Genomic DNA, 26376 nt, shown 5'->3' with positions numbered 1-26376 from the left:
AAATTATGGAACAAAGGGGCCAAAATGAAAATAATTTTGCCTTTTAAACAGCAAACTATTCAATTCAGCAGCTAGAAGGCCTGTCTGAAAACCGATAAAAGTTCTTTTCAGCTACAGCCCGAGATTCTCTAAAATCTGCTGATAACGCTTGGTGGCCAGTTCACTCACCTGGCCTTTTTTACAAAATTCCAGTTTATTTAACTTGGGCGAATGCCGCTCCACTACAATTTTTCCGTCTTGCGTTTTGCTTTGTAAATAAGCAAAAGCTTCTAAAAAGCGGGCATCTGTTTGGGCTGTTGGATAATGGGACAACACGTAGACATATTGAAATAAATTGTAAACAGCAAAGGGATATTCCACTTGTTTAAACAGCTTGCCAATTCCATAATGGCAAGGACTGATGGGCGTTTTAATTTCCCAATGCTTTAACAAAAATGCCACTGCTGCAGCTGCTTGCGGATTTTTGCTAAATTTTTCTCGGTATAAAAAGGCATGCAAGACTAGTAAGGTGGTCAATGGCGTTGAAAACTCTGTTTCAGCTCCCCGGCCATAACTATATTTATTGCATTTCCAACCGCCATCAGATTCTTGTGTTTCCAAAAAATAGCTAAAGGTTTTATCTAATCGGAAATCCTGAGCCTGTCCCAGCTGGCACAGACTCAGTAAAGCTAAGGCTGTATAACAAGGGAAAATGCCGCCCTTTGGATAAAGTTTGAAACGACCATCTTCTTTTAAGACAGAAAACAACAGTTCCACACTTTCTTGAATGACAGGCTCTGAAACTGGAACCCCTAACTCCACTAAATACGTTGGTGCGATAACTGCATTTAAGGGACTGCCCTTCAACAGACGCAAATCAGGAGTGGTCCAATAATCAAAATCAAACTGGTTTTTATAGCTGAGAATCCATTCGATATCTGCTTGATGGGTGTGCATGTTTTGCCTCCTTTAGACTTCTAGTTGGCTATCCTCTTTACTTTAATTTTTCCTCCACCACTTCTTTAAATAACCGAGCCGGCGCAATTTCCAAGGCCCTCTCTTTGTACATCAAATAAGTGCGGCGGATAAAAGAGCTGCCATCTTTAAATGCAATCTCCTTTTTATAGCCTTCATAATTGACTAAGGTAATCTCGGGAACAATTGCCCAGCCCAGTCCTTGATGGACAAACTCAACACAGGAATTAGCGTTGTCCACCAGAATATTTTCACTGGATAAGGTCAGCAAGTCATTTTCAATCAGCCAGCGATTGACCTCTTCTTGAAAATAAAAATCGCTTTTACGGGAGATAAATGGCCGCTTGCGCAATTCTTCAAAGGATAATTCCTCTTGACTGATAAGATAAATGCGGTCCTCTGCAATCAATTGCCGCAGAAAATTCCCGCCAAATTCGCCCCGGATAATCGCAATATCAATCTCATCAGCCACTAATTTTTGATAAATGGTGCGGCTGTAATCCGCTGTGATATTTAATTTGACTAGCGGGTTTTGCTGATGAAAAACCGCCACTAGCTTGGGCAGTTCGTACTGGGAAAAATTAATCGAACAGCCGAGATTCAGGCTGCCCCGCACGCCATTTTCAGCAAATTGTAGCTGATCTTTCAGTTTGTTCAAGAGGTGCTGGATTTGAATGGCGACAGCTAAAACTTCTTCGCCTTCTGGTGTAAAGCTGACGCCGTTTTTTGAACGCAAGAATAATCTAACACCTAGCTTCGTCTCTAATAGTGACAGGCGTTTTGACAAAGACGACTGATTGATAAATAACAACTGGGCCGCCTGTGTAATATTGCGGGTCTGCTGTAAGGCCAGCAGCATCTCAATATCTTTTTCGTCCATCTCTCTCAACTCCTTTAAACACTCTTTATTTTCATATTTTACCATAACTGTCATTCCTTTTACGCATAGATACAATGCTTTTTTTACCTTTTAATCTCATGCTGAAATCGGTTACTTTTAAAGGGTAGAAATTTTAGAGGAGGCAGCATATGAAAATCGAAAAAGCAGCAATTGCCGGCACTTTGGAATCCAGTGACGTCCAAGTTACCATCACCCCGAGTCAAGCCGGCAACCAATTTTTAATTGAGAGCAGTGTCATGAGTCAATACGGGAATCAAATTACCGCCTTGGCTCAAAAGGTGGCGGAAAATTTGGAGATGGAAAATGCCCAGATTAAAATCGTCGATAAAGGGGCTTTGGATTGCACGATTAAAGCTCGGATTGAAACCGCCTATTTCCGCAGTATCGGCAAAAATAAAAATATCGCTTGGAAGGAGCTGATTTAAATGGCAGAAAAAATTAGACGTTCGATGATCTTCTTAAATGCGCAACGGGCGACTTTGGTCAAAGACGCCTTTGTCTATCAGCCGGACTGCGTGATTTTTGATTTGGAGGATGCCGTGGCGGAAAAGGAAAAAGATTCCGCTCGCATTCAGTTATTTAATACTTTGCGGGATATTGACTATCAGGGAGTGGAGCGCTGGGTGCGGATTAATGCGCTAGATTCTGATTTATTCGAAGAAGATATTCGGGCAGCTGTCGCCGGCGGAGCTGAGGGCATCCGCCTACCCAAAACCGAGACTGCCGCAGATGTTCAATTAGTTGAGAAACTCGTGGCAGCAGCCGAAAAAGAATTTAACGTACCAGTCGGACACACCATGCTGATGGCGGCGTTAGAATCGCCGCTTGCCATTATCAATGCTTACGAGATTGCCAAAAGCAGTGAGCGTTTGATGGGCATTGCTTTGAGTGGCGGCGATTTCACCCGCACGATGCATTCCAAACGGACGATTGCCGGTCAAGAACTATTCGTGGCCCGCTCCCAAATGTTGATGGCAGCCCGGGCAGCTGGCGTGATGGCTTTTGATACGGTGTATACGGATATTGATAATCCGGAGGGCTTTGTCGAGGAAGTCAACTTTATTAAAGACCTTGGCTTTGACGGCAAGTCGCTAATTAGTCCTAAGCAAATCAGCGTCACCCATGCAGCCTTTACGCCAGATGCTGCTGAAGTCTATCACGCTGAGCATGTGATTCAGGCAATTGAAGATAATAAAGAAGCCGGCATTGGTGTTTTGATTGTCGACGGCAAAATGGTCGATATTGCCCACGTTGAAGGGGCTCAAAGAATTTTGAAACTGGCAAAAGCTGCCGGTACCTATAAGGGGGAATTAGTGTGATTAATCAATTAGGTCGTGAGATTCCAGATAAATATTTAACTGATGGTCGGGAAGTTTTTCAAGGGCAATACTACCGTGATGGCTATGAGTTCACAAAGAGTGCCCCCACTGTTAAAGCTCACGTTAAACCACAAGAAAGTAAATTAGTCGCTTCTATCCGTGAAGCTGTTATCGCCGCTGAGCTAAAAGATGGCATGACAATTTCCTTTCACCACCACCTGCGCAATGGGGATTATGTTGTCAATCTAGTGATGAAGGAAATTCACGCATTGGGAATCAAGGATTTGTTAGTCTGTGCTTCTAGCTTAAATACCGCACATAATTATTTAGTGCCTTGTATTGAAGATGGCACGGTCACCGGCATTTCTACCAGCGGGATTCGTGATGAAATCGGCGAAACAGTTTCTGCTGGCAAATTAAAAAATCCAGCAATTATCCGCACCCACGGCGGTCGAGCTCGGGCAATCGAAGACGGTTCCGTTAAAATTGATGTCGCCTTCTTGGCAGCCCCAACCAGCGATAAATGGGGCAACGCCAGCGGAAAAGGCGGAAAATCTGATACTGGTGTTCTTTCTTATGTTGACGGTGACGCCCGTTACGCTGATAAAGTGGTCATCATCACAGACACTTTAGTTCCCGCACCAAATTTCCCTGCCAGCATCAAAGGGATTGATGTTGATTATGTGGTGGAGGTCGATTCAATCGGCGATGCGTCAAAAATTGCCACCGGCGTGCTGCGCCTAACGACGGACACTAGAGAATTAATGCTCGCTGAAAATGCCGCCAAATGTATGTATCACTCCGGCTTATTCAAAGACGGCTTCTCCTTTCAAACTGGCGGTGGTGGACCTTCTCTAGCGACCACGACCTTTTTGAAGGAATTTATGGACAAAGCCAATGTCAGATGCGGCTGGGCCATGGGGGGCATCACTGAACCTATCGTCAATTTATACCGTGACGGCTACATCAACACCTTATTAGACGATCAAGCCTTTGATTTGGCTTCGGTCGCTTCGGCCCATAGCGACCCACGGCATTTTGAAATCTCCGCTTCCCAATATGCTAATCCCTTTAACAAAGGAGCCTTTGTTAATCAGCTAGACTTTGTCATCTTAGGCGCTTTAGAGGTCGATATTGATTTCAATGTCAATGTTGTCCAAGGCTCCACTGGTATCCTTCAAGGAGCTCCCGGCGGTCATACCGATACTGCTGCCGGTTCAAAAATTGCGATCATTGTGGCGCCGTTGATTCGCAGCCGGCTAGCAACTGTCCGCAATCATGTGACCTCTGTGACGACACCCGGAGAAAGTATTGATATCGTCGTCACCGATTATGGCGTTGCGGTAAATCCTGCCCGTCAAGATTTACTGGAAGCCTTTAAAGATACCGATATTCCGCTAAAAACTATTGAAGAATTGAGGGACTTGGCCTATCAGTATGCCGGAGAACCAGAAGATATCGAATTTGACGACCAAGTTGTCGCCTTGATTGAATATCGCGACGGCACTTTGATTGACGTTGTTAGAAAACCCAAGAACTTTAATAAATAATCCGCTGATTGAGGTTGCTAAAACTGCGGGAATTCCGCAGTTTCAGCCGCCTCAGTTTTTTTGTTGAAACGTGTTTAACAGTCTCTTTTAGAGAATACAAGAATCTTTGAAAGAACCTTTTCGAGAGACTTTTTGTTTCCTTATTAAGCTCGATAAATTTTAAATTAAACTCAGATTGCTCTATCGATGATACTCCTGCTGGCTCAACAACTGCCTCAGCCTGCAGCTGTTCTTTCACCAGCTGCTCTGTTTGAGCAACCGCCGTTTTTTCCTTTAGAGGGCGGCTATTCCCATCATCAAAAATTATAGTAATCCGCTTCTCAACATATTTTGCCCCAACAATTTCTGTATAAAGCTGCACGCCATTGCGCTCAAATAGCTTTAAAGCAATAATCTCCTCCATCGCCCTGCGTACTGATTCAGCGGATAAATTCTGATGACAACACTCCACCACAATCCGCTTGCGGCTGCCGTCTGCATTTTTAAATAGTAGATGTAGTTTGCGCATGTTTTCGACTCCCCTTTTTATGAAAATAGCTTGTCATAATATATACAACCTGAGGGAGGGAAAAATCAACAGGTGAGGTGAAAAAAAAACTGCCAAGAAAAAAATCTCAGCAGCTCATCTGTATTATTTAATTAATAAATAAAGTAATTGGCAAACAACTTTTCATACTCTTGATGCCGTGTTTCATCTGGCACAAAATAATTTTCTTGAACCTCAGGCGTTAAGTCTTCTGTCTGATGCAAATAATATAAACCAAAAATCGGTTCATTTTTTTCCGTCAAATAACAAGTTGCACCTAAGACATCCGCTGTCATCTGTGAAAGCTCGGTGGTTTGGAAAAAACCGCCGTTAACGGTAATTTCAATCATTTCTCCGAGGCTTTCCTGTAGTGTTCGAATGTTCATCAAAACACCCTCGGTCACGGCCCGCACAAAGTCAGCCTTGCGATGCTGACTCGTAATTTTCTGAAAACCAGCCGTTTGATCCATATCCCATAAAGGGGCCCGCTCGCCATTCAGATAAGGGGCAAAACGCAGACCTTTAGCACCGATTGGAGAAGCTGCTAATGCTGTTGGCAGCCCTTGATAAAAGTGGGCGGTTTCTTCAAACAAAATATCACTGGCCCAAGCTAAGACATTGCCACCGTTGTTTGACGGTGCGCCGGTTACGTATAGTTCGTGATGCAGATAATAACAAAAATTTTGCCGGATTGGATCAAGGCGGGGACTGGTTCGCAACTTCCGCAAAGCCGCACTAGTCCCAATGGTTAAACTATTTGGAATACCACTGGTTTTAAAGCCAGCATAGGTAGCCAAGCTGCCGTCACTGGCCCCAATCATAATTTGACAATCTGTTGGCAATGAAAAGTCATTCGCAGTTTCAGCCAAAATCGGAAACAACTCGGTAGTGTCCGTCAAAGGTGCTAATTGTTTTTCTGTTAAATTTAGAAAATCTAAAATTTCTGCATCCCAACTTAAGGAATTTAGATTGAGCAGACCAGTCGCTGAGGCCGTGGCCAAGTCTAGCCGCCATTGACCAGTGAACAGTTGCATCAAACACTCTTTGAGTCCATACCATGACATATTTTGAGGGTAGGTCCCCTGCTCATTAAAGTACATAATCTTAGCAAAGGGAGTCATCGGATGAATTGGTGTGCCAGTTTTTAAATAAAACTGGCGGGCAGTATCACTGCTTTTAAATTCTTTGATTGTCTCTTTAGCTTGAGCATCTGACCAAAGGAAAATATTCTCGGAAGAGTCATTTTCATAAGGAAATAAACTGTGCATCGCCACACTAAAGCCAATTGTTTTTATCCGCTGTCGCAACTCATCTGGAATAGCCGCAATTCCTGCTTTTAGCTCCTGATAAAGCTCACTGCGTTTTTGAAAACGGGCAGCCCCCACTTGATAAGTTTTTGACAGCTGTAAAGTTTCCCAGACAAGCTGACTGTTGTCAATTAGACCAAATTTAATGGCGGTGGTACCGATGTCGATACTTAAAAAGAGTGTTTGATTTTGCATGATAATCCCATCCTTGTTCCTGTAAAAATTGCAAAAATGCTGAACTGCGCCAGAGCCAGAGTTCAGCATTTTTACCTATTTATATTCCTGTTCGTCTGCTACTTCAAATTGGCGGGTCTCGATAATTGATTTATACCACTGTCCCGATTTTTTCATAGAACGGGTGCGCTCTTCATTTAGCTCAATTCGCACCAAACCATAGCGATTTTTGAAGGCATTCATCGGAGAAACACAATCGGTAAAGGCCCAAAGCATATAGCCTTCACAGTTAGCTCCTTCTTCGACGGCTTTAATTAAATAGCGTAAGTGCTGGCTGATAAAATCAATGCGATAGCTATCCTGCACCATCCCAGTTTCATCTTGATACTGCTCTTCATTCTCCCGGCCCATGCCATTTTCAGTAATCAGCCATGGGATATTGCCATAATTATTTTTCAAATAAAGGGCCATATCATACATCACCTGCGGATAAATTTCCCAACCACGGGAATTATTCATCTGTTTACCAGGCAAATCGAAGGTGTCATAGAAAATTTCTGGATGGAAAGGTGTCTCTGCATTTGGTGCGTATTTTGGTGAACGAACTCGTTTAGGATAATACTGGTTCACCCCTAAAAAGTCCAATGTATTTTCCTTAATAGTCGCCAAATCTTCAGCAGCTGTTTCAATCCAAACCCCATGAGCTTGACAAATATCAATCAATTCCTGTGGAAAAATTCCTTTAATCATTGGTGTAAAGAAAATTTGATTAAAAAATAAATCATACATAGCAGCTGCTTTTTGGTCAGCCTCGGAGCTAGAACGGGCATAAACCATCTCAGGATTTAAAACACAGCCAATCCGGCCACCTTGATTTAGTTCATGGTAGATTTCAACAGCCTTGGCACTAGCTAAAACTTTATGGTAATTCCACAGCAACCACTTCTGCGTGTTTTGCTCGTGAGGCCAGCGAATCGCATCTAAATAAATGCGGGTCTGCGGCACAATCGGTTCGTTAAAGGTAAACCACTGTTTGACCCTGTCGCCAAAACGTTCAAAGGCGATTTTGGCATAGCCGGCATATAAATCAACGACTTTTCGCGAAGACCAGCCATCATATTTATCAGATAAGACTGCCGGTACCTCGTAATGCTCCAAGCACAGCATTGGTTCTACACCGGCTGCTAATAGCGCATTAATCACATCACTGATGTGCTGGGCGTAGTCCTCATCGACAATTAATTGTTCGTGATCAGTGAAAAAGCGGGCCCAATTGATGGAGGTCCGATAATGAGTTAGCTTGATTTCCTTCATCAAGTCAACGTCATCTTGGTATTTTTCCATAAAATTGGTAGCAACTGCTGGGCCATAGCCATTGTGCCAAACAAATTTTTCATTTTTATACCAACGATCTAAATAGGAATCCTGGTTTTCCTTTTTGCCAACCCAGCCTTCAGTTTGCCAAGCGGATGAAGCGGCTCCGATAATAAAATTTTCAGGGATTGTGATTTTCATAAAGCTCTCCTTTGATTAACGACTTTCTTTATTAGAAATCTTAACGAATGGTAAATAAATCAAAATAGCGACAACAATACAGATTGCCTGGGTGATGACTGCACCGATATCACCAGCAGTTGCCAAGTAGGCATTTACGATTGGCGGCATTGGCCATGGCACCATCACGACGGCTTTTGCAGCAAATCCTAATGAAGTCGCAAAGTAACCGATTGTCCCAGTTACTAAAGGCGTGATGATGAAAGGAATCGCCAAAATCGGGTTCAACATAATCGGCATTCCGAAAATTACTGGTTCATTAATATTAAAGATACCAGGAGCCAGAGATAACTTGGTAATTTCCCGCATGTCATCTCGTTTACCTACTAATAAAATAGCAACTAACAGACCAATGGTAACACCAGAACCACCCATACTCATATACATATCCCAAAACGGCATCGTGATAATGTTAGGAATTTCTCTGCCCGCTTCAAAAGCCTCTGTATTGACGGCAATCGCAGCTAACAGCAACGGTTCACGGATTGGTTTAACCATCTGATTACCATGAATCCCAATCACCCAAAAGACTTGGGCAACCAGCATTAGAATTAAAATCCCTGGTAAACCTTGCACAACACTTTCTAAAGGTCGTTGAACAATATTATAAATAATGTCATAAGCATACTGACCGGTGATTGCTTTGATAGCAAAACCCGCACTGGCAATTACTGCTACTGTAATAATTGTGGGAAATAGCGCCGAAAAACTAGCAGATACATTACTCGGTACTGTGTCCGGCATTTTAATTTTCAAGCCGTCACGTTTTCCTAACCAGCTATATAATTCGACTGAGACAATTGCAACAAACATTCCTAGAAATAACCCTTTAGTGTCAGTATATTGTTTAGCTAACACGTTTTCCACTAAAACTGTCGTATCATTATTGACTAGCTCATAGGTGGTGGGATTAACGGATAAATAAGACATCACTGCTAAAATCCCCGGAAATACCCCGCTGATTTTATTGAGCTTAGCTAACTCAATCCCTATTAGAAATACAGCATAAATAGTTAAAAAGCTCAGTGTTACATAACTCACTGCTGATGCAATCGGTTTCAATTCCTCTAAAAACCGCAAGGCATTAATTTGTGCTAAACCATTGTCAGCATCAAAAACCATCGCTGAGAATAATGTTCCAAAAGCTCCCGTAATAATTACTGGAATTAATGCAGAGAATGCATTTTTAATGACCATGATGTAGCGCAGATTATTAATCTTGTTTGCAAAACTTCCTAGCACATCGGTTAGTTTGTCCATAAAACCACTCATTCTTTCTCCTCCTCAAAATAAAAAAGTCATCTGATGTATTTCAATATAAAATACATCAGATGACTTGTCAACTTTTTTTTAAAGCGTTTTCTATTTTTTTTTCATTATCTTGCGAAACTCCTTGCGGTTAGTGGCCATATGAACTGTCATCGTATCAAAAGCTTCCAGCTGATCATGGTTAGCAATCGCCTCAACAATATCTGAATGTAGAGCAATAGTTTCAATCTTCAGCCGTTCGACATTATAACTCTTATTAAATAGGGCGATCGACTCATTAATTACTGGAATGATGTGCGTCAAGCCAACATTTCCGCTAGCCTCAGCAATCGTCGTGTGCAATTCAATATCCAATTGAATGTGGTCATCCGTTCCTTCTAAAAATGAAATTTCAATTTCATCCTTCAAATAGGTGATTCGCTCGATTTGTTTAGCGGAGGCATTTTGAGCGGCCAAGGCGGCCATTTTAGGCTCCAACAAGTAACGCAGCTCAAATAAATCTAAAATCATCTTATCTTGGTCTTTAATCAAAGAAAAGCCTAAAGGGTCTGTTGCGATGCCCCGCTTATCACTAATAAAAGTCCCTGACCCTTGGCGGACTTCTAAAATATTACGGGAAACTAGCACACGAACTGCTTCCCGTAAAGTGCTACGCCCAACATCTAGCTCTTGGGATAACTGGTACTCATTGGGAAGTTTATTGCCAATCTTCAAATCATGCGTTTTGATAAAAGCAATAATTTTATCTGTTGTCTGCTCAACCAAAGTTTTCGTCGCTTCCACTTGCATGCCCCTTTCAAAATTCATCTGATGTATATGCTTTCATTCTAATTACTTTTTGCATTTTTTTCAAGTCAAAAAATAGCAACTTCTTTTGTTCTATAAAAACATCTGATGATATTGAAGTACAATTTTTAGCATCAGCAACGGATATCAGATATAAATTCTTTCCGTAAGTATTACCGAGAGTGTTCTTCTCACTTCTCCCACAACCGTAAATCCACCTCAGCAAAATACAACTGCTGACTGCCGGTAAAACGAACCAAAACCTGTTCTTTTTCATCATAGTAAACGACAACACCATAGATTCCCTTAAATGGTCCATCCAAGGGAGTGACACCATCGCCAATTTTAAATTGTTTCATATTATTTTTCCTGCTTTCTTTTACATTTTTTTATCTAGTATAAATAGAGAGCTGATGCGGGTGCCAATCAGCAGATATGGTGTTATGATGCCCATAAAATAGAGAAATTGAAAAAGATTTTCCTTTTGAAAGGCTAGTTCAAAAAAACTAATGCGTTTTAAGAAACCAAAATCTGAACATAGCAAGACAATTAAGACAAAGGTTGCCAAGATAGACGCTGCACCATAAGTAATCTGATTGCCTTTACTGACAATCAACTGCCAGCGTTCATCATTTTGATAAACACGGCGCTTTCTCAGTTCAAATAGCACAGTGCCGAAAGCGGCAAGTCCTAAGATCAGCAAGCCAAAAATATTGAGTAACTCAAGCACATCATTCATCTTCTTCTCTCTCCTGACTAAACACTTCTGTGATTGGCACCGCAAAGACTTTGGCTAAAGTAAAGGCCAAGTCCAAGGAAGGCGTGTATTTGTATTTCTCAATCGAAATGACCGCCTGCCGCGATATACCAGCCCGCTTGGCTAAATCAGATTGCGTCCAATCTCTCTCAGCCCGCAAAACTTTCAAACGGTTTTTTATCATAACTCCGTCTCCTTTAGTAACAGCTACTAAACATATTGTAATCACTTAGTTACATTTAGTCAATAAGAAAAGACAAAAAATATTCAGCCCCACATCTAGTCTTGGCTGAATACTAAAAAAAATTTTATTTAATTTTGGCAAATTGACAGGTGATTTTAAATTTGACTATTCAAACGGCTTTACAAAAATATGCCACAAGCTTTATGAAATTCTCAGCACCTACACTCCTGTATATTTAGCAAAATACAAAACTCCTAACGCCGGTTCAAGGGTAAAACGGTCCAATCTTGTTTGCGTAGCTGAATCAACTGGCGGATTTTCAACTGCATAGATGATTTCACCGTTTTCAAAAAATTCCACCGGCGAGACATCGCTGGTTATCGCTACTAGCGGATGGCCGGAAAAAAATAAATGCGTGCGTAAGGCTGCTTCGGTTGAGATATGCAGCAGAAAAAAGCCCGCAATCACTATGCCCAAGCCCCAGCCTAAAATAAGATTTATCTTCTTTGCTTTCATTTGCTCCCCCCATAAATTAAGCCCTTTCAAAATAGTATAATTGATTTGTGCCTCGACAGGGAGAAGTTACGAGAAAAATTGTTGTTCTTTAAAAATTTTTACAAAAAATCCCGCCACTCTTTTTACATATGGCGGGAAAAATCGTATTGCTTAAGCTTTAGATAGTTGCTTCTTCAAAGTTTTTATTTACCTGATCCCAGTTGATAACTTCCCAGAAAGCTGCGATGTAATCAGGGCGTACGTTTTTGTATTTCAAGTAGTAAGCATGTTCCCAAACATCAAGACCAATCACTGGTGTTTTACCATCAGTTAATGGAGAATCTTGGTTGCCTGTTGAGGTAATTTCTAATTTGCCGTTGTTGACTACTAGCCAAGCCCAGCCTGAACCGAAACGGCCAGTTGCAGCAGTTTTAAAGGCTTCTTTGAATTTTTCAAAATCGCCAAATGCATCATTGATGGCATCTGCGATTGGGCCAGTTGGCTTGCCGCCAGCGTTTGGTCCCATAATTTTCCAGAAGAAGCTATGGTTAGCGTGGCCGCCGCCATTGTTGCGCACAGCTCCACGAATATCTTCAGGGACTTCATTTAAGTTCGTTACTAATTCTTCAACAGTTTGTTCGCCAAGTTCTGGATATTTTTCAATTGCTGCATTCAAATTAGTCACGTAAGTGTTGTGGTGTTTGTCATGATGCAAATGCATAGTTTCAACATCGATATAAGGTTCCAAAGCATCATAAGCGTAAGGTAATTCTGGTAAAGTGTAAGCCATTTTAAAGTCCTCCTCAAATTTTAAGTACAAGATAAGAGTACCATTCACTTGTGAAATCTTCAAAAGATATGCTTCCTTATTTTCCCGCTATTCTTCCGTTGTTTTTTTAAAAATGAACAATTTACTGAAGGCATAATTGGCAACCACAACCAGCACTTGGGATACCAGCTTGCCAACAAAGACATTCCATTTGAAAACGTCAACAATCACATACAAGGAACCGTTATCTATTCCTAATGATAAAATCCGGTAAAACATAAATTTCAGCCATTCCCAGACCAGCTGACCGACAGTCTCGCTCTTTGTTTGGAAGACAAAAATTTTATTGGTGACAAAAGCAAAGAGGACCGAGATAAACCAGGCGATTGTATTCGCCACAATATAATGATGCAAAAAGGCGTTGGCGATAAAAAAGACGCCCATATTGACGACTGTCGTTGCCCCGCCGAAAAATAAATAGGATAAAATTTCCCAATAGCCTTTATCTTCTAAGATTTTTTTCCATTTTTTAAAAAATTCCATAACCTGCTCCTTCAAAAAGTTCTCCTATCTATCTTAAAATAAAAAGCCGCAGAATACTAGTCATCCCCGCCACAAATCTGTTCATAGTCAATTCATTGAAAAAAGTCATAATAAAAAACGTGTCCGCCGAATTCTCCAGCAAATCGCGGGCTAATTGAGGCAACTAGTCGTCAATAAAAAACAATCTTCAAGAAAAAACGGGACTTACCTTGTGTTTAGGGCCGCTCTTCGATAAAATACAAACTAGACAGATTAAGAAAGGAACCATCATGACAAACTGGAAATTATTTTTAGCTTCTTTTTATCAATTCGACCAATTGCAGGCTGCCCGCAAAATTCCTTTTTGGAAAACGATTCTCTACGCCTTGTTTTTAGGGGTGATTTTAGCACTGCCGATTGCCCAAGGGGTCTTCTCCTTTGTCGGCGATATTCAAACTGACGGGACCCAGATTGCCGCTGAGATTCCTGATTTTCATTTTGAAAACGGCGAAATCGTCACCGATGATACCAAGGGCTTCATTTATCAAACCGACACAATTGTCTTTACCTTTGACCCTGAAGGCCAGCGCACGCCCGAAGAAATTTCAAGTGATTTGGTGGGAAACTTGTTCAGTATCGGCTTTTCTAAAAATGAACTGATTATCGCTTTTGCCAATTCCGATATGATTTCGGCCGTCTTTGGCTCCAATATTTTTGAAATTCCTTATGATAATGAAACTCTAGCGCAACTGACCGGTGCCGATATCCGTCAGATGCTGACAGAGACCCAGCTGCCTTTTTGGATGGAAGCCCTAGTCTTTCTATTTTTACTCTATCCTGTTTGGCTGAGCCTGATGTTCACCCTTCTCTTTGGAGGCATCACTTGCTTTTTATTCAGCACACTGCGGCGGATTCGCTTAACCTTCTTTGAAACCTTAAAAATTTCCGTCTACAGCGCAACGGTGCCGATTATTTTATCCGCACTGATTTCCTTCTTTTTACCAAGCTTTGACGTATCATTATTTACAATGCTCTTGACCCTCTTCATCTTTTCAAGAGCTACCAAATCATTGGCGCCCAAGCCACCTGTTATCAAATAAAGATAAAATCCGTTAGTTTTCCGCTCTCCACCCACTTGGAAGAGCTGAGAGCTAATGGTTTTTTTAGCCAAGTTTTTCAAGAGTGTTGAGGGCATTGAGGTGGTACAAACTTTTTCTTTCTATAATCTCTAACCGATTCATTAGCCTTTCTTTTTGCTAAACCTTGCCATTTTGAAAATGGCTCGATTTTTGAGGGCAACTTCTTATAAAGTACTCTCTCATTACTCAATTTCTTTCTACGCAGTTTTTCCTAAGCAATTTCTTCCAAAAAAATTTTCTAAAAATGTAATTTGCTAAACCAATGAGTCTTTCACTCCACAAAAGGAACCACTCTTTCACTGACAGCTTTTTTATATAGTCAATCAATCAGCCTTTCTCACCACTAAACAGCGAGATATTTTGCTGAAAAAGGTCGCCTTTGCTACAATGTAACTAGCAAAATTTACACAGAAAGAGGTTTGCTTTATGACACAGCCAATTATTTATGCATCACGAAACTTTAAAGACGAGTTTTTAGATCAAATCAAAACGATTGCCCCAGACTATCGTTTCCAAACCGAGCTAGCGCCAGAGGACATAGCAAATGTAGAAATCACTATCGGCTGGGATAAAAAGCTCGCTCCAGAGTTACTAACCAACAACCGTTTGAAATGGGTCCAAGCAATTTCAGCCGGTGTCGATTATCTGCCCCTTAAAGACTATCAAAAAAATAATATCCTGCTTTCAAATTCCAGCGGCATCCATGCCACGGCGATTACTGAGCATATTATCGGTGTTTTATTGGCTTATTACCGGGATTTGCTGACGATTGCGCAACATCAGGAAAATACGCTATGGCAGCATCGCAACGAGCTGACAGTTGGCCAATTAGCGGAGAAGAAAATGCTGATTGTCGGTACCGGTCATATCGGTCAAAAAACGGCTCAAGCAGCCGGCGCTCTTGGCGTTCAAGTCTATGGCGTGAACACAACTGGACATCAAGTAGATGGCTTCTTTGAAACTTACACCTTTAAAAATTTAAACAAAGTCGCACAAGGCATGGATATTATCGTCAACATTCTGCCTTTGACAGCAGAAACAACGGCTATCTATGACAGTACCTTCTTTAGCGGACTGCATCCTGATAGTATTTTTATCAATGTTGGCCGCGGTCCTTCCGTTGTCGAAGATGATTTGGCGACGGCTTTAGAAACAGGCGAATTGGCCTTCGCCGCTCTGGATGTCTTCAAGACTGAGCCATTACCAGCAGATAGCATTTTATGGCAGACAAAAAATCTGCTAATTACTCCTCACATGTCTGGTGAATTAGTCGGCTTCCAAAAGAAATTTATGAAAATTTTCTTAGCCAATTTGAAATCCTATGTCGCCGATGGAAAATTAGTGAAAAATGAAGTGAGTCTGGATAAGGGGTATTAAAATAGAAACCTGTCGATTGTTCGGCAGGTTTCTATTTTTTTGAAAAAGTCTAAAGACAAAGAGAGTTCCATGCCTCGTAAAATTTCTTCTACTTCTATTTTGTAACCCTTATCAGTCTCATAAGCACTAATTACAGACTAGTTTTCCTCAAAATCCACTGGTATAATCAATTTATTACGTTTTAAGCACCTCAAATACGTGAAATAAATGACAGAGGATTTAATTTAAATGCCCACAACTTCAAAGGAATCCACAAGTATTTTTGCCTTTTTAAAGCAACAACTGGGCTTAACTATTTTTTGTTTAGTGGCTGTTGCACTTGTTTACGCCCCTAAAATTTTCAATTATAGTTTTAGTATCGATACGGAAAGAATGATGGCAGACCCAGAGGGAACATTGAGCTGGTGGCTGGCTCTAAACCGCTATGGCTTAGTATTTTTGAAAAGAGTTTTACCCTGGGGTACTTCCATTTATCCTGTTTTTATAAATGTAATGACTTACTTTTTGTTGACAGTAACTGTGCTCCTACTCTGTTACATGTTTTGGCGATCCTCAAAAAAAATTTCTACGCCAATCCTCTTTGCGGCTTCGCTAGTCGCCATCACTGCCCCTAGCACGATTGAGCAGACTAACTTCATATTGCAAAGTATAGAAGTCCAGCTAGCTGTTATTTTTCAACTAATAGCTATTTTGATGATTCAAATGGCTTTTGAGAAGAAAACTAAAACTGTGTCTGCTGTATTGCTGATAGCTGCCCTTTTCTTATCAACTTTTTCGTTTGCCATCTATCAATCCTTACAGGTTTCTTTTGTTGTCCTAGCAATCCTTAGTGTCTACTTAAAAACCAACGAAGAGACCACTATTGTTGATTATCTTAAACAAGCTATCCCATATATCGCAGTCCTTGTTTTATCTTTTATTGGTTATTTACTCATCAATAAACTAGTCTATCAGATGTTTAATATTGCTGCGAATGGTTATATCTCCTTTGATTTTTATTTTTTACAGATCCCATTTAAGAATTACATTGTTGAAACTGCTTGGCTGCTGATTCGAAATTTATTTTCCATTCACAGGCCTTTTTTCCTAGGTTTTTTCTCTGTATTTGGAGTGCTATTTCTTCTGGCTGTCCTTTTTAATCGGAAAAATACGTTGCAACGAAAGATTTCTTTAACCATTACTGTTGGTGTGTTATTTTTATGTGTCAGTTTCCTAATCTTGACACTCGGATGGGTAGGACCTATTCGCAGTTACTATCCAACTATATATTTCGTATTGTTCTTCTTGACAGCTGCGATTGCTACTGAGCTTGATTCTCTAAAAATCAAGCGTGGCTTACTACTATTTTCCTTAGTTATCAGCCTGTTTCAAGGTTTTTCAACTTTCCGTTTAGGTCAGACTACCAATATGATTTTTCAACAAGAACAGACAATTGCTGAAAGCATTCAAACTGAAATTGCTAATCTAGGGATTACTGACCCTGAAAATTACCAACTTGTTGCTTACGGGGAAATTGATTTTTCTGGTTTACAAATTTTGAAAGGTGAAATCATAGGCGCTTCTTTTTTTGAATTCGACACGGATGCGCCAACTGGAAACACCCGTAGAATCGCTGATTTTCTTTTCGCTGAAGGTTTTCCCATCGGCTATTCTGAAGATTCAGCCAAATATCAAGAATTAGCCGCAGTCGCACAGTCCATGCCAAGTTATCCAGAGGATGGCTATTTGCAGGTTATTGATCATTATGTAGTGGTGAACCTTGGGGAGCAATAGCTAGTCTATCTTCATTTCTTGAAATGAATGATGGACCTAAAAAAAGGAGACATAGCTATTATCTGCCAATTTCTATCAATAAAAAGGATTACAAATTAATAGTTAATAAGGAAAAATAGAGTTTTCTCAAATGAATTTATATTTACCCACTCAGTTAATTTTATTTATGTTAAACTGAGTCGTATATTACGAATAATCGACCGGCTTTAACTTTAAAAAGAGTCTTGTAGTCGAATAGAAACAAGGAGGATTTATTTGAATACAGAAAGAGCCACGTCAAAAAAGAATTGGAAATTTAAAGTTATCGAAATAGCTTTAATTGTTTTTGGATATTTTATTCTGAGCTTTTTAGCAACAGGTTTTTCCCTTAATAATCACATCATTTTTGACGGTAACGATATGAATTTTCACCTCAACCGAATCTTAAGTTTGGAAAACGTGCTCCAGTCACCGGTAAACTTAGAAGTTCTTCATTCTGTAGGCTTGCAAGTAAATAATTTTTACGGTTGGCTGACATTGTATCCAGCTTTATTATTAGTAAAACTAGTTGATAATATTGGCGTTGGATATAACCTTTATATGCTATTTATCACATTATTGACTTTTTTAAATTCGCATTACTCTGCCCTCAAAATAACTCACAGTCACCGAATTGGTTTCATATTCTCTTTACTATACGTCTTTTCAACATATCGAATGGTTAACATTTATACTAGAGCAGCACTAGGTGAAGTTATCGCAATGACTTTTCTCCCTTTAGTTTTCTGTGGAGTTTTCTTAATACTTAAAAACAATAAGCAAGGAATCTTGATGCTGGCCTTCAGCTTTTCTTTAATTATATATAGTCATGTAATTACTTCATTCCTCGCTTTTTTATTTGTTGTATTATGCTATCTATTTTATGGTATCACCCATCAAAAAAAATTTATTGCTGTCACACTATCTTTCGTTAAGTCAGGATTACTAATTTTACTACTTAGTTTAGGTTTTCTAGTACCATTATTAATTAATAGTGAGTTTCAAGAATTAAATATGCCGTTTATTGCAGATTTAGCTTCAAATAGTTTTAATAGTGGTACGCTTATAGTAGAAGGATTAAATAATTCATACAGTACGATTTCACTTGGCTTATTGATTACAGCGCTTTTAGTCACAATGCTATTACAATTCAAAAACTTAAATAAAGTTCAGAAAATAAGCTTAATTCTAGGAGCTTTAGCATTCATTATGTCAACAAAGCTTTTCCCTTGGTCAATTTTACAGTCAACTCTTTTTACCAACATTCAATTTCCTTGGCGCTTCTTGGGTCTTACTTCGTTATTTATAGGCTTTGCTGGAGCAATTTATATCCATGAATTAATTGAAACAACCCGATTTAGGAAATTAGCTATTGCCATATTTGCACTAATTTTAATAGTGTTAAATATGGGATCTATACGTGCATCATCTGAAAGTTTAAATGCTACTGACTATTCACAAGTTACTTTTGATAGTGTGACCAGAAATGTCAGTCTAGGGCGTGTTGATTATTCACCAGTATATTCAAAGGAGCAAGAAGACCAGCTTAGCCAACAAATAGTCACTGCAAATGGATTGCCTATTGAAGCAGAAATTACTATCTCCGCAAATCAACAAAACTACAGTTTTATTGCTGAAAATCAGGCAGAAATTGTCTTACCAGTTTTTAGATATGCTGGATTAACTCTGACAAATAATGGCCAGGAAATTGAATCTGAAGATAACGGACCATTAGTCTCATTTCAAAGTCAGCAGGGAGAAAATAATATAGTAGTCTCTTACCATTATCCATTATTAAGTAAATTAGCTTGGATTATATCAATAACTAGCTTCTTAGTAGTGATAGGGTACCAACTATTTCGGAAATACAGATGACAGAACAACAAGGAGAAAAAGAGCTACCTCATCCTTTGAGTGCTTAGTAAAAATTTATATTCAATTTCTCAAAAAATATTATAATCTTTTTTTATTTCACAGATGCACGGAGCCGGATTCTAAACAATTACTTAAGCATATTTCATGTTCACAATAAATCCCATGAAGATTGGCGCCGTCAAAAGATTTAAAATAAGCAAGTTCCAAAATAAAAAACTACTCTTTAAATCAAAGAGTAGTTTTTTAATATTTCACTAACATATTACTTTGAAAAGTACACACAAGAGTCCAGCTATCCTCAAAATGTCTAGTGTCTAAAAATGCTATTCTTCCTCAACCCGTACCTTCTCCTCTGTCTCCTTGACAATATAAACCGGCCGATTTTTTGTTTCTAAAAAAATCTTGCCGATGTACTTGCCGATAATTCCTAGAGACATCAGCTGCAAGCCACCGACAAAAAGGAAAATGGAGACCATTGATGGCCAGCCGCTAGTCGGATCACCATAGAAAAACGTCCGAAAAATAATAATCAGCATAGCGATTCCTGAGCCGAGACAGGAGAAAAAGCCCATAAAAGAAGCAATATTCAAGGGCATATCAGAGAAATTAATAATACCGTCAATTGAATAATTCAACAAAGACCAAAAGGACCAAGAGGTATCACCGGCAACCCGTTCACGATTTTCATAGGAAAGGTATTCGGTTTTAAAGCCGACCCAGCTGAAAAGGCCTTTAGAAAAACGGTTATATTCCCGTAGCTCTAAAATAGCGTCCACCATTTGACGGGTCATTAGGCGAAAGTCGCGAGCGCCGTCCACCATCTCCGCTTGACCGATTTTATTGATAATTTTATAAAACATGCGGGCAAAGAAGCTGCGGATGGCTGGCTCGCCTTCCCGGTCAGCTCGTCGGGTACCGACACAATCTAAATCAGGATCGGCTGCTAGCATGGCAATCATCTGTGGCAGTAATTCTGGTGGATCTTGTAAGTCAGCATCCATCACCGTCACCAATTGGCCCCGGGTCGCTTCTAAGCCGGCTAAAAGGCCGGCTTCTTTGCCAAAATTGCGGGAAAACGAGATATAGCGGACCTTATGATCCTGCTGAGCTAATTCCCGCAGGACGCCAAGGGTATTATCCTTTGAGCCGTCATTGACAAAAATATATTCAAACTCATCCTCCACCAGCTGCTGAACTTTTTCCATCTCAGCGTAAAATAATGGAATTGACTCTTCTTCATTATAACAAGGCACTACAATTGATAGCATAGTTGATAAAATCCTCCAAAAATTCCTTTAAACGTACTAATTCTAAAGTTATTGTAATATAACTGGCGCCAAAAAGAAACAAGCGCCGGCTTTTTTAAGCTGCGCTTGTGAATACTTCAATATTTATTCGCTGAAAGTATAATTTGGTTCTTCTAATTTTTCATCATAATCCACCAGTAAATCATAATCGGCAAAGAACCAAGCATCCGTTTCTTCTACGAAAAATAAAATACCATCGATGGTTTCCGAATAAATTGGTGCTACCGGCTGGTCAACTGACATCCCAACGGAAAAGCCTTCATGGACATTTGTTGCTCCGTAAACTTTTCCATAAAAATGCACGCCGCTGCCTGCTGGAAAGGTCAGCTCCTTTTTAAACCACGCCAACGCTTGATCTGTTACAGTAATTTTCACAATTAGCCCACCTTTTATTGATTCATCTTCTCATCTAAATATTCTACATCATCTGTCTCCCCAATTACCAATAAATTGTCTGCCTGCTGCACAATTTCATCAGCAGCCGGTGAGACCACGACTTGACCATTTTTGCGGCGAATAGCCACGACAGTCAAGCCAAAATGCTGACGGAAGTTCAGCTCCATCAATGACTTATTGTAGAATTTTTCATTTTCGACATGGATTTCAGCCAAGGTGAATTTATCAGAGAGCTCCAGATAATCCAAAATATTTTTAGAAACCAGCTGATGGGCAATTCGTTCCCCCATGTCCCGCTCTGGATGAACAACTTTATCGGCGCCGATTTTTTCCAGCACCCGCGCGTGATAATCATTAACCGCTTTGGCTAACACATTCGGTACTCCCAGCTCTTTGACCATCAAAGTTGCCAAAATGCTGGCCTGAATATCTTCACCAATCGCCACTACAACACAGTCAAAATTACGAATCCCCAAAGAACGCAGCGTCATCTCGTCTTGCGCATTGGCGACAACCGCATGGGTCGCAATATTCATATATTCATTTACCCGATCTTCACTGCTATCAATCGCCAGCACTTCCATGCCCGCCTCAATCAAAGTCCGACAAATACTGCCACCAAAACGACCTAATCCAATAATCGCAAAGTTCTGCTTCGTGCTCATCCTTCTGCCTCATTTCCTAAAATAGCTTCATAAGGAAGTATATCAAAGGGGGCCTAAAAAAACTAGCCGGCTGAAAGGAAACTTAACAGTCTAATCTGTTAAAAATCAAAGGAAAACTCCTCATCCAATCAACTGCTATTTTTAAGGCTCTTTGACAAATGAATAGCTTTTGATAGACTTTAATTAAGTCATAATTTTAAAAAAATGGAGGAAATACAATGGGAAAAAGTTTTACACAAGATTATTTTTTATGCTCGTTAAATCCTAAAGGCGCCGCTGAATTGGTTAACAGCGACGAAGGAGCGGCTATTTTGTTTGCCAGCGCCATATTAGAGTTGCAATTTGCTGGAATCATCGAGTTGGACAACAAAAAAAGATTTGTCGTCGGAAAGGAGCTTCCTCCTCAACTAAACTATCTGCAACCGGTCTATGATTTTATTAAAGATAACAAACCCAAAAAAATTGAAAGCTTAGGCGAAGACTTCTATTTCAATGATAAGCTGCCAAAAGCCCTCTTTACATCAGTCGGAGAGTCTTTAGTTCAATTAGGCGTTGCAACCGAAAAACCCAATCAAGGCCTGTTTAAAAATAAGACCTACCTGCTACCGGAAGAAAAGATGGTCATTGCGATTATCGAAAAGATCCGGGCAGAACTATTGGAAGATGGCAAAATTACCGATGAAGTTGTAATACTATCGGCCCTTTTAGAAAAAAACTCGCTAATTAGAAAGTATTTTTCTAAATACGAGCGTGACTTAATCAAACAGCGCTTAAAGGAAATTCGCAAGTCAGATTCCTTTCAGCTGATAACCAAGCTATTGGATGCTATGGATTCATGGATTGCCATCTTCACAACTACCTTTATTACCATGACCTGATAAAAGCTAAAAATTAGGACTTTAATGATTGAAACAGCAGTCATTAAAGTCCTATTTTCTCTAAAGCAACAGAAAAAAGTGTTCTTTTGTTGTCTTTTTTCATCCAAGATAATGAAAACAATTAGGTAAAAGTTCGATTTTCTTTGCTACAAAGCCATTTTGGTGATTTTTGACTGTGGCTCCCTTGAAATTTTCTTCACAATTATTCTAGAAAATTTGCTACAATCTAGTTAAAAAAGACAGGCGGTAACTCCGTGTTTAAAACTATTCTTCTCACTTTTATCGTGGCCTTGATCAGTGCTAAAATTGCCCAGCGGTTAAAATTGCCGGCCCCATTTATGACCGGCAGCATGATTGGTGTGGCTCTTTACTCTGTTTTTGTCCATGATTTATTTATGCCCAGTTATTTTAAGACCTTTGCGCAAATTGTCAGCGGGGCTTATATCGGCCAGCAGATTTCTAAACGGGACCTGCAGACCTTCCCCAAAATGGCCAAGCCGATTCTCTTTTTGCTGCTGCTATTTACGATTAATACCTTTGCAATGGGCTTTTTATTTTTCAAATTGTTTGATTTTGACTTGATTACCAGCCTGCTTTCCTGTTTGCCGGGGGGCATTATGGATGTTTCCCTTATCAGTATCGACATGGGGGCAAAATCAGAAATTGTCGCCACGATGCAGCTGATTCGTTTAGTGGGGATGTTATTAATTCTACCTTATTGGATAGAGTTTTTAATCAAAAAGCTCAATAAAAATCAAGACCCGCCCGTTGAGGTTGCCGAACCCAAATTGGAAAAAACTTTGAATCACGGCACTAATTCAGCTTTGGCTAATAACCTTTTGATTCTTGTGGTGGCTGCTATAGGCGGGCTGATTGGTGTCTTTTTACAAATTCCAGTTGGTGCCTTAAGCTTATCGCTAGTCTTTTCTATTGGCATCAAGCTCTTGAAAAATACAGCGCCATTATCCAAGCATATTCGCTTTTTTGCTCAATTGATTGCCGGTTCGATTATCGGCAGTACGATTACCAGAGACAGCATTTTAAATATGGGTAGTTTGATTTTACCGGCGATTATTTTGCTCTCCAGTTATCTAGTGATCAATGTGATTTTTGGTGTGACCATTTCCCGTCGCAAGCTGTTAGATTTCCGTTCCGCCCTCTTTGCCTCATCACCAGCCGGAGCGACTGATATTTCCTTGATTGCCGGTGATTTAGGCGGCGATATGACAAAAATCGCCTTAGTTCAAATTAGCCGTACCCTCTACACAGTTATTTTTCTACCGCAATTTATCCGTATTGTCGTGGCCTTTGTCAGTTAAAATTTCACTCAAAATAAAACTGCCAGCTCAGTTCTGCTTCATTTTTGAAGACAGCCACTGTGCTGACAGTTTTTTTATGATTTAACTAAGCCGTGTTTAAAGGCATAAATTGCCGCCTGCGTGCGGTCCTCGACTTCCAATTTGGAAAGAATATTGGAGACGTGAGTCTTCACCGTTTTCAAGGTAATAAATAACTCATCGGCGATTTCTTGATTGCTCATCCCTTGGGTAATCAGCATCAAAATTTCAACCTCTCGATTGGTTAAATCCTCATGCAACACTGGCTCATTTTTCCGGCTGAGGCGCTCCATCATCTTGGTGGTGACTTCTGGTTCTAAAACCCGTTCCCCCCGCTGTGTTGCTCGAATCGCTTCGGCAATTTCACTTGCCGTTGAGGTTTTCAATAAATAGCCCGCCGCTCCCGCTTCAATCGCCGGATAAACCTTTTCGTCATCAATAAAACTTGTGACGATGATAATCTTCGCTTCTGGCCATTCCTTTAAAATTAATTTAGTGGACTCAATACCGTCCATTTCGTCCATCACTAAATCCATTAAAATCACATCTGGTCGCAATTCCAAGGCCAATTCATAGCCTTGGCGACCGTTTTCTGCTTCTCCTACCACTTCAATATCGCTTTGAATCGACAGGTATGACGACACGCCTAGACGCACCATCTCATGATCATCCACCAGCATTACACGAATCATGCAGATTCCTCCTCTAAAATTGGAACCTTGATTTCAACGCTGGTTCCTTGATTTTTAAAACTGATTATCTTGACGGTCCCGCCGACACCAGCGACCCGTTCACGAATATTATTCAACCCATAACTACCAGCCCGGCTTTCGGTGACATCGAAGCCGACACCGTCATCCACTACCCGCAGCAAGACATTCGGGCCAATTCGATGCAGATAGACTTCCAATTCCTTGGCTTTGGAATGCCGCAAAGTATTCGATAATAATTCCTGCACCACTCTAAACAATTGATCTTCAATGTTCGCTGACAATTTGACTTCCTCAGCATCCCACTTCAACTCAATTTGAATTTTCGTCTGCAATTCCTTCAGCAGCTGCTCAATCCCCTGTTTCAAGCTCTTACCCTCAAGGCTGACCGGCCGTAGATGCAACAAGAGCGCCCGCATTTCCGATTGAGAGGAATTGATGATGGACGTCACTGTATCCAATTGCTTACGCAAAGGCGCCAGATTTTCATCCTGATTGGCGATTTCATTTAAGGCCGACAATAACATCATCGCCGCAAATAATTGCTGAGAAACGGAATCATGAAGCTCCCGCGCCAAACGATGGCGCTCCTGCTCCAAGATTTCCTCTTTGGTACTGCCATCCACTAGTTGCGGCAGACTGTTTAAAGCCTGCAGCTCCCGGGAAATTTCCACTAATTTTTCTTGAATCCGCAGAACATCTCGGTTCATCTCATTCAAGTAAATATTATTGGAATAATCAATTTCCTCGGTTAATTTAGGATTATCATAATTGCCATTGGCTAATAAACGCAATTTTTCTTCAATCGCTTTACTACCAGAGCGCTGCAGCCAGTTAACAATAAAATAAGTCAGCAGCCCCAACACCGCAGCAATCACCACCAGATACACTAGGTAGGGGATAAAGAAAATTTTTTGAGTGACCAGTTCCACCCACCAATGAGTGGTGCCGCTCGCGTAAAAAAAAGTAAAAAGAATAAACAGGAATAACACAAAGTAGGCAAGCATAGCATACAATGCAATCAAAAGGCGACCAGGTTTTTGCATCATACGCGGATCACCTCTAAGTCACCTACCAACGTGTTAGTCAAAATCTTCAAACGGCGGGGATTTTGGTCGTAATCGCCGCTATACAGCGTCACTGTTTCATTCTTCAAAGCATCCTGAGTATTTTCAAATTCGATTTGACCATAGAGGGCCGAGTGCTGCAATTGAATGCCCACCCCCAGTGGTACTAAAATCCGGGTCCGGCCAAAGCCTTTGCGAATAATGACAATACTGTCGTCTTTCGGTAACAATGTATTGCCCAAATCAACAATCGTATCACCAGCCAGCAGATTCAAGTTGATGTCATTCCATTCATAAACATCATCGCCAATCCGTTCACTACCCAGCCACTGCATTTTTTCTTTTTGCTTATCATGCTGCTGCGGCTCCGTCGTCTTCACGATAATCATCTGCTTTTTGCGCCAGAAGGAATTTTTCGTGATATCAACCCCAGAAATTTCAATGCCCTTTAAGCCGATGTACAATACCGCTAAAATCACCATTATCCAAAAAGCCGGCGAACTCGCCATGCCTAAGAAAATCATAAATAAACCAAAAATCAATTCAAAACTTTGGAAATTCCCCCGGCCCCGCTTGCGTTTGCGCAAGCCTAAATAGACACAAAATATTCCAAAGGCTAATAACAATAACAGCGCCGGATTGGTTAACACCTGATAGACGCCAAATAAAAATAGTAAGATTTCAACTACAATAAAAAAACGTAGTGAGCCCATGAAATTGCCCCCTTCTTCCGTGATTCTATATCTATCTTAAAGCTTTTCAGCTCC

Annotated in this window: 28 protein-coding genes; 9 read left to right on the top strand and 19 right to left on the bottom strand. The window is 40.4% G+C overall.

Annotation, left to right across the window (positions count from 1 at the left end; all coding sequences use genetic code 11):
* Window positions 1-111: 111 nt before the first annotated feature.
* Window positions 112-936: a prenyltransferase/squalene oxidase repeat-containing protein gene (locus tag AC1Z3S_RS04730; protein WP_461739380.1), complete on the bottom strand. Its 825-nt coding sequence runs from the start codon at window positions 934-936 to the stop codon at window positions 112-114.
* Between the two features lie 37 nt (window positions 937-973).
* The gene (locus tag AC1Z3S_RS04725; RefSeq protein WP_461739379.1) at window positions 974-1834 is read right to left on the bottom strand and encodes a LysR family transcriptional regulator; all 861 of its coding nucleotides are present in this window, start codon (window positions 1832-1834) and stop codon (window positions 974-976) included.
* 149 nt (window positions 1835-1983) lie between these two features.
* Between AC1Z3S_RS04725 and citD the strand changes: the two genes are divergently transcribed.
* Genes citD through citF form a run of 3 tightly spaced genes read left to right on the top strand, consistent with a single transcriptional unit; the run spans window position 1984 to window position 4724 of the window.
* Complete coding sequence (citD, locus tag AC1Z3S_RS04720; protein WP_461739378.1) at window positions 1984-2280, top strand: citrate lyase acyl carrier protein; 297 nt, start codon at window positions 1984-1986, stop codon at window positions 2278-2280.
* Window positions 2281-3174, top strand: a complete 894-nt coding sequence (locus tag AC1Z3S_RS04715) for an aldolase/citrate lyase family protein (RefSeq protein WP_461735508.1) — start codon at window positions 2281-2283, stop codon at window positions 3172-3174.
* Entirely contained in the window at window positions 3171-4724 is a 1554-nt protein-coding gene (gene citF, locus AC1Z3S_RS04710; RefSeq protein WP_461739377.1) for a citrate lyase subunit alpha, read from the top strand. The genes AC1Z3S_RS04715 and citF overlap by 4 nt, the downstream gene beginning before the upstream one ends.
* Here citF and AC1Z3S_RS04705 read toward each other — a convergent pair.
* The 11 genes from AC1Z3S_RS04705 to AC1Z3S_RS04655 all read right to left on the bottom strand — a co-directional run bounded on the left by AC1Z3S_RS04705 (window position 4714) and on the right by AC1Z3S_RS04655 (window position 13088).
* Window positions 4714-5232, bottom strand: coding sequence for a DUF2922 domain-containing protein (locus AC1Z3S_RS04705; protein ID WP_461739376.1), 519 nt, complete (start codon window positions 5230-5232; stop codon window positions 4714-4716). The two genes, citF and AC1Z3S_RS04705, sit on opposite strands and share 11 nt — an antisense overlap.
* A gap of 131 nt (window positions 5233-5363) precedes the next feature.
* Window positions 5364-6752 (bottom strand): gluconokinase, encoded by a 1389-nt coding sequence (locus AC1Z3S_RS04700; RefSeq protein WP_461739375.1) that lies wholly within the window; start codon window positions 6750-6752, stop codon window positions 5364-5366.
* 75 nt (window positions 6753-6827) lie between these two features.
* Window positions 6828-8246, bottom strand: a complete 1419-nt coding sequence (locus AC1Z3S_RS04695; protein ID WP_461739374.1) for a glycoside hydrolase family 1 protein — start codon at window positions 8244-8246, stop codon at window positions 6828-6830.
* 15 nt (window positions 8247-8261) lie between these two features.
* Window positions 8262-9557, bottom strand: coding sequence for a PTS sugar transporter subunit IIC (locus tag AC1Z3S_RS04690; RefSeq protein WP_461735503.1), 1296 nt, complete (start codon window positions 9555-9557; stop codon window positions 8262-8264).
* Window positions 9558-9647: 90 nt separating this feature from the next.
* The gene (locus tag AC1Z3S_RS04685) at window positions 9648-10337 is read right to left on the bottom strand and encodes a FadR/GntR family transcriptional regulator (protein ID WP_461739373.1); all 690 of its coding nucleotides are present in this window, start codon (window positions 10335-10337) and stop codon (window positions 9648-9650) included.
* A gap of 194 nt (window positions 10338-10531) precedes the next feature.
* Window positions 10532-10699: a KOW domain-containing RNA-binding protein gene (locus AC1Z3S_RS04680; RefSeq protein WP_461739372.1), complete on the bottom strand. Its 168-nt coding sequence runs from the start codon at window positions 10697-10699 to the stop codon at window positions 10532-10534.
* A gap of 20 nt (window positions 10700-10719) precedes the next feature.
* Complete coding sequence (locus AC1Z3S_RS04675) at window positions 10720-11079, bottom strand: hypothetical protein (RefSeq protein ID WP_461739371.1); 360 nt, start codon at window positions 11077-11079, stop codon at window positions 10720-10722.
* The gene (locus AC1Z3S_RS04670) at window positions 11072-11281 is read right to left on the bottom strand and encodes a helix-turn-helix transcriptional regulator (protein ID WP_461739370.1); all 210 of its coding nucleotides are present in this window, start codon (window positions 11279-11281) and stop codon (window positions 11072-11074) included. Before AC1Z3S_RS04670 ends, AC1Z3S_RS04675 begins: the two co-directional genes overlap by 8 nt.
* 219 nt (window positions 11282-11500) lie before the next feature.
* Window positions 11501-11797, bottom strand: a complete 297-nt coding sequence (locus tag AC1Z3S_RS04665) for a hypothetical protein (RefSeq protein ID WP_461739369.1) — start codon at window positions 11795-11797, stop codon at window positions 11501-11503.
* 157 nt (window positions 11798-11954) lie between these two features.
* Complete coding sequence (locus AC1Z3S_RS04660) at window positions 11955-12566, bottom strand: superoxide dismutase (RefSeq protein WP_265455576.1); 612 nt, start codon at window positions 12564-12566, stop codon at window positions 11955-11957.
* A gap of 87 nt (window positions 12567-12653) precedes the next feature.
* Entirely contained in the window at window positions 12654-13088 is a 435-nt protein-coding gene (locus tag AC1Z3S_RS04655; RefSeq protein WP_461735497.1) for a GtrA family protein, read from the bottom strand.
* 269 nt (window positions 13089-13357) lie between these two features.
* Here AC1Z3S_RS04655 and AC1Z3S_RS04650 point away from each other — a divergent pair, with 269 nt between their 5' ends.
* From AC1Z3S_RS04650 to AC1Z3S_RS04635, 4 genes are all read left to right on the top strand, one after another.
* Window positions 13358-14167 carry a DUF1189 domain-containing protein gene (locus AC1Z3S_RS04650; RefSeq protein WP_461739368.1) on the top strand — a complete coding sequence of 270 codons (810 nt, stop codon included), beginning with the start codon at window positions 13358-13360 and terminating at the stop codon, window positions 14165-14167.
* 465 nt (window positions 14168-14632) lie between these two features.
* Window positions 14633-15583 (top strand): NAD(P)-dependent oxidoreductase, encoded by a 951-nt coding sequence (locus AC1Z3S_RS04645; RefSeq protein WP_461739367.1) that lies wholly within the window; start codon window positions 14633-14635, stop codon window positions 15581-15583.
* A 228-nt stretch (window positions 15584-15811) separates the two neighbouring features.
* Window positions 15812-17356 carry a glucosyltransferase domain-containing protein gene (locus AC1Z3S_RS04640; protein WP_461739366.1) on the top strand — a complete coding sequence of 515 codons (1545 nt, stop codon included), beginning with the start codon at window positions 15812-15814 and terminating at the stop codon, window positions 17354-17356.
* Between the two features lie 255 nt (window positions 17357-17611).
* On the top strand, window positions 17612-19249 hold the full coding sequence (locus AC1Z3S_RS04635) for a 6-pyruvoyl-tetrahydropterin synthase-related protein (RefSeq protein WP_461739365.1): 1638 nt from the start codon (window positions 17612-17614) through the stop codon (window positions 19247-19249).
* A gap of 323 nt (window positions 19250-19572) precedes the next feature.
* Here the strand turns inward: AC1Z3S_RS04635 and AC1Z3S_RS04630 are convergent, their stop codons facing one another.
* From AC1Z3S_RS04630 to AC1Z3S_RS04620, 3 genes are all read right to left on the bottom strand, one after another.
* Window positions 19573-20517, bottom strand: coding sequence for a glycosyltransferase family 2 protein (locus AC1Z3S_RS04630; protein ID WP_461739364.1), 945 nt, complete (start codon window positions 20515-20517; stop codon window positions 19573-19575).
* Window positions 20518-20640: 123 nt separating this feature from the next.
* Window positions 20641-20931: a HesB/YadR/YfhF family protein gene (locus AC1Z3S_RS04625; RefSeq protein WP_461739363.1), complete on the bottom strand. Its 291-nt coding sequence runs from the start codon at window positions 20929-20931 to the stop codon at window positions 20641-20643.
* A gap of 14 nt (window positions 20932-20945) precedes the next feature.
* Window positions 20946-21617, bottom strand: a complete 672-nt coding sequence (locus tag AC1Z3S_RS04620) for a potassium channel family protein (protein WP_461735492.1) — start codon at window positions 21615-21617, stop codon at window positions 20946-20948.
* Window positions 21618-21835: 218 nt separating this feature from the next.
* On the opposite strand from AC1Z3S_RS04620, the gene AC1Z3S_RS04615 reads away from it, so the two are divergent.
* Window positions 21836-22495 (top strand): GOLPH3/VPS74 family protein, encoded by a 660-nt coding sequence (locus tag AC1Z3S_RS04615; protein ID WP_461739362.1) that lies wholly within the window; start codon window positions 21836-21838, stop codon window positions 22493-22495.
* 254 nt (window positions 22496-22749) lie between these two features.
* On the top strand, window positions 22750-23814 hold the full coding sequence (locus AC1Z3S_RS04610) for an AbrB family transcriptional regulator (protein ID WP_461739361.1): 1065 nt from the start codon (window positions 22750-22752) through the stop codon (window positions 23812-23814).
* Window positions 23815-23888: 74 nt separating this feature from the next.
* Here the strand turns inward: AC1Z3S_RS04610 and AC1Z3S_RS04605 are convergent, their stop codons facing one another.
* From AC1Z3S_RS04605 to liaF, 3 genes are read right to left on the bottom strand one after another with little or no spacing between them, the layout of a single operon-like run.
* Window positions 23889-24524, bottom strand: coding sequence for a response regulator (locus AC1Z3S_RS04605; protein WP_265455596.1), 636 nt, complete (start codon window positions 24522-24524; stop codon window positions 23889-23891).
* A complete protein-coding gene (locus tag AC1Z3S_RS04600; protein ID WP_461739360.1) occupies window positions 24521-25591 on the bottom strand; it encodes a sensor histidine kinase in 1071 nt (356 codons plus the stop codon). Before AC1Z3S_RS04600 ends, AC1Z3S_RS04605 begins: the two co-directional genes overlap by 4 nt.
* Window positions 25588-26322 carry a cell wall-active antibiotics response protein LiaF gene (gene liaF / locus AC1Z3S_RS04595; RefSeq protein ID WP_461735488.1) on the bottom strand — a complete coding sequence of 245 codons (735 nt, stop codon included), beginning with the start codon at window positions 26320-26322 and terminating at the stop codon, window positions 25588-25590. The genes AC1Z3S_RS04600 and liaF overlap by 4 nt, the downstream gene beginning before the upstream one ends.
* Window positions 26323-26376 lie beyond the last annotated feature (54 nt).

The sequence above is a fragment of the Enterococcus sp. LJL90 genome (assembly GCF_056924355.1).
The sequence above is the reverse complement of the archived record's forward strand: the minus strand, read 5'-3'. Positions and strand labels throughout refer to the sequence as shown.

Excerpts from the sequence above, each read along its gene's own strand:
- AC1Z3S_RS04730 (WP_461739380.1), bottom strand. The coding sequence starts at position 936 with ATGCACACCCATCAAGCAGATATCGAATGGATTCTCAGCTATAAAAAC.
- AC1Z3S_RS04725 (WP_461739379.1), bottom strand. The coding sequence starts at position 1,834 with ATGGACGAAAAAGATATTGAGATGCTGCTGGCCTTACAGCAGACCCGC.
- citD (WP_461739378.1), top strand. The coding sequence starts at position 1,984 with ATGAAAATCGAAAAAGCAGCAATTGCCGGCACTTTGGAATCCAGTGAC.
- AC1Z3S_RS04715 (WP_461735508.1), top strand. The coding sequence starts at position 2,281 with ATGGCAGAAAAAATTAGACGTTCGATGATCTTCTTAAATGCGCAACGG.
- AC1Z3S_RS04705 (WP_461739376.1), bottom strand. The coding sequence starts at position 5,232 with ATGCGCAAACTACATCTACTATTTAAAAATGCAGACGGCAGCCGCAAG.
- AC1Z3S_RS04700 (WP_461739375.1), bottom strand. The coding sequence starts at position 6,752 with ATGCAAAATCAAACACTCTTTTTAAGTATCGACATCGGTACCACCGCC.
- AC1Z3S_RS04695 (WP_461739374.1), bottom strand. The coding sequence starts at position 8,246 with ATGAAAATCACAATCCCTGAAAATTTTATTATCGGAGCCGCTTCATCC.
- AC1Z3S_RS04690 (WP_461735503.1), bottom strand. The coding sequence starts at position 9,557 with ATGAGTGGTTTTATGGACAAACTAACCGATGTGCTAGGAAGTTTTGCA.
- AC1Z3S_RS04680 (WP_461739372.1), bottom strand. The coding sequence starts at position 10,699 with ATGAAACAATTTAAAATTGGCGATGGTGTCACTCCCTTGGATGGACCA.
- AC1Z3S_RS04675 (WP_461739371.1), bottom strand. The coding sequence starts at position 11,079 with ATGAATGATGTGCTTGAGTTACTCAATATTTTTGGCTTGCTGATCTTA.
- AC1Z3S_RS04670 (WP_461739370.1), bottom strand. The coding sequence starts at position 11,281 with ATGATAAAAAACCGTTTGAAAGTTTTGCGGGCTGAGAGAGATTGGACG.
- AC1Z3S_RS04665 (WP_461739369.1), bottom strand. The coding sequence starts at position 11,797 with ATGAAAGCAAAGAAGATAAATCTTATTTTAGGCTGGGGCTTGGGCATA.
- AC1Z3S_RS04660 (WP_265455576.1), bottom strand. The coding sequence starts at position 12,566 with ATGGCTTACACTTTACCAGAATTACCTTACGCTTATGATGCTTTGGAA.
- AC1Z3S_RS04655 (WP_461735497.1), bottom strand. The coding sequence starts at position 13,088 with ATGGAATTTTTTAAAAAATGGAAAAAAATCTTAGAAGATAAAGGCTAT.
- AC1Z3S_RS04650 (WP_461739368.1), top strand. The coding sequence starts at position 13,358 with ATGACAAACTGGAAATTATTTTTAGCTTCTTTTTATCAATTCGACCAA.
- AC1Z3S_RS04645 (WP_461739367.1), top strand. The coding sequence starts at position 14,633 with ATGACACAGCCAATTATTTATGCATCACGAAACTTTAAAGACGAGTTT.
- AC1Z3S_RS04640 (WP_461739366.1), top strand. The coding sequence starts at position 15,812 with ATGCCCACAACTTCAAAGGAATCCACAAGTATTTTTGCCTTTTTAAAG.
- AC1Z3S_RS04630 (WP_461739364.1), bottom strand. The coding sequence starts at position 20,517 with ATGCTATCAATTGTAGTGCCTTGTTATAATGAAGAAGAGTCAATTCCA.
- AC1Z3S_RS04620 (WP_461735492.1), bottom strand. The coding sequence starts at position 21,617 with ATGAGCACGAAGCAGAACTTTGCGATTATTGGATTAGGTCGTTTTGGT.
- AC1Z3S_RS04615 (WP_461739362.1), top strand. The coding sequence starts at position 21,836 with ATGGGAAAAAGTTTTACACAAGATTATTTTTTATGCTCGTTAAATCCT.
- AC1Z3S_RS04605 (WP_265455596.1), bottom strand. The coding sequence starts at position 24,524 with ATGATTCGTGTAATGCTGGTGGATGATCATGAGATGGTGCGTCTAGGC.
- AC1Z3S_RS04600 (WP_461739360.1), bottom strand. The coding sequence starts at position 25,591 with ATGATGCAAAAACCTGGTCGCCTTTTGATTGCATTGTATGCTATGCTT.
- liaF (WP_461735488.1), bottom strand. The coding sequence starts at position 26,322 with ATGGGCTCACTACGTTTTTTTATTGTAGTTGAAATCTTACTATTTTTA.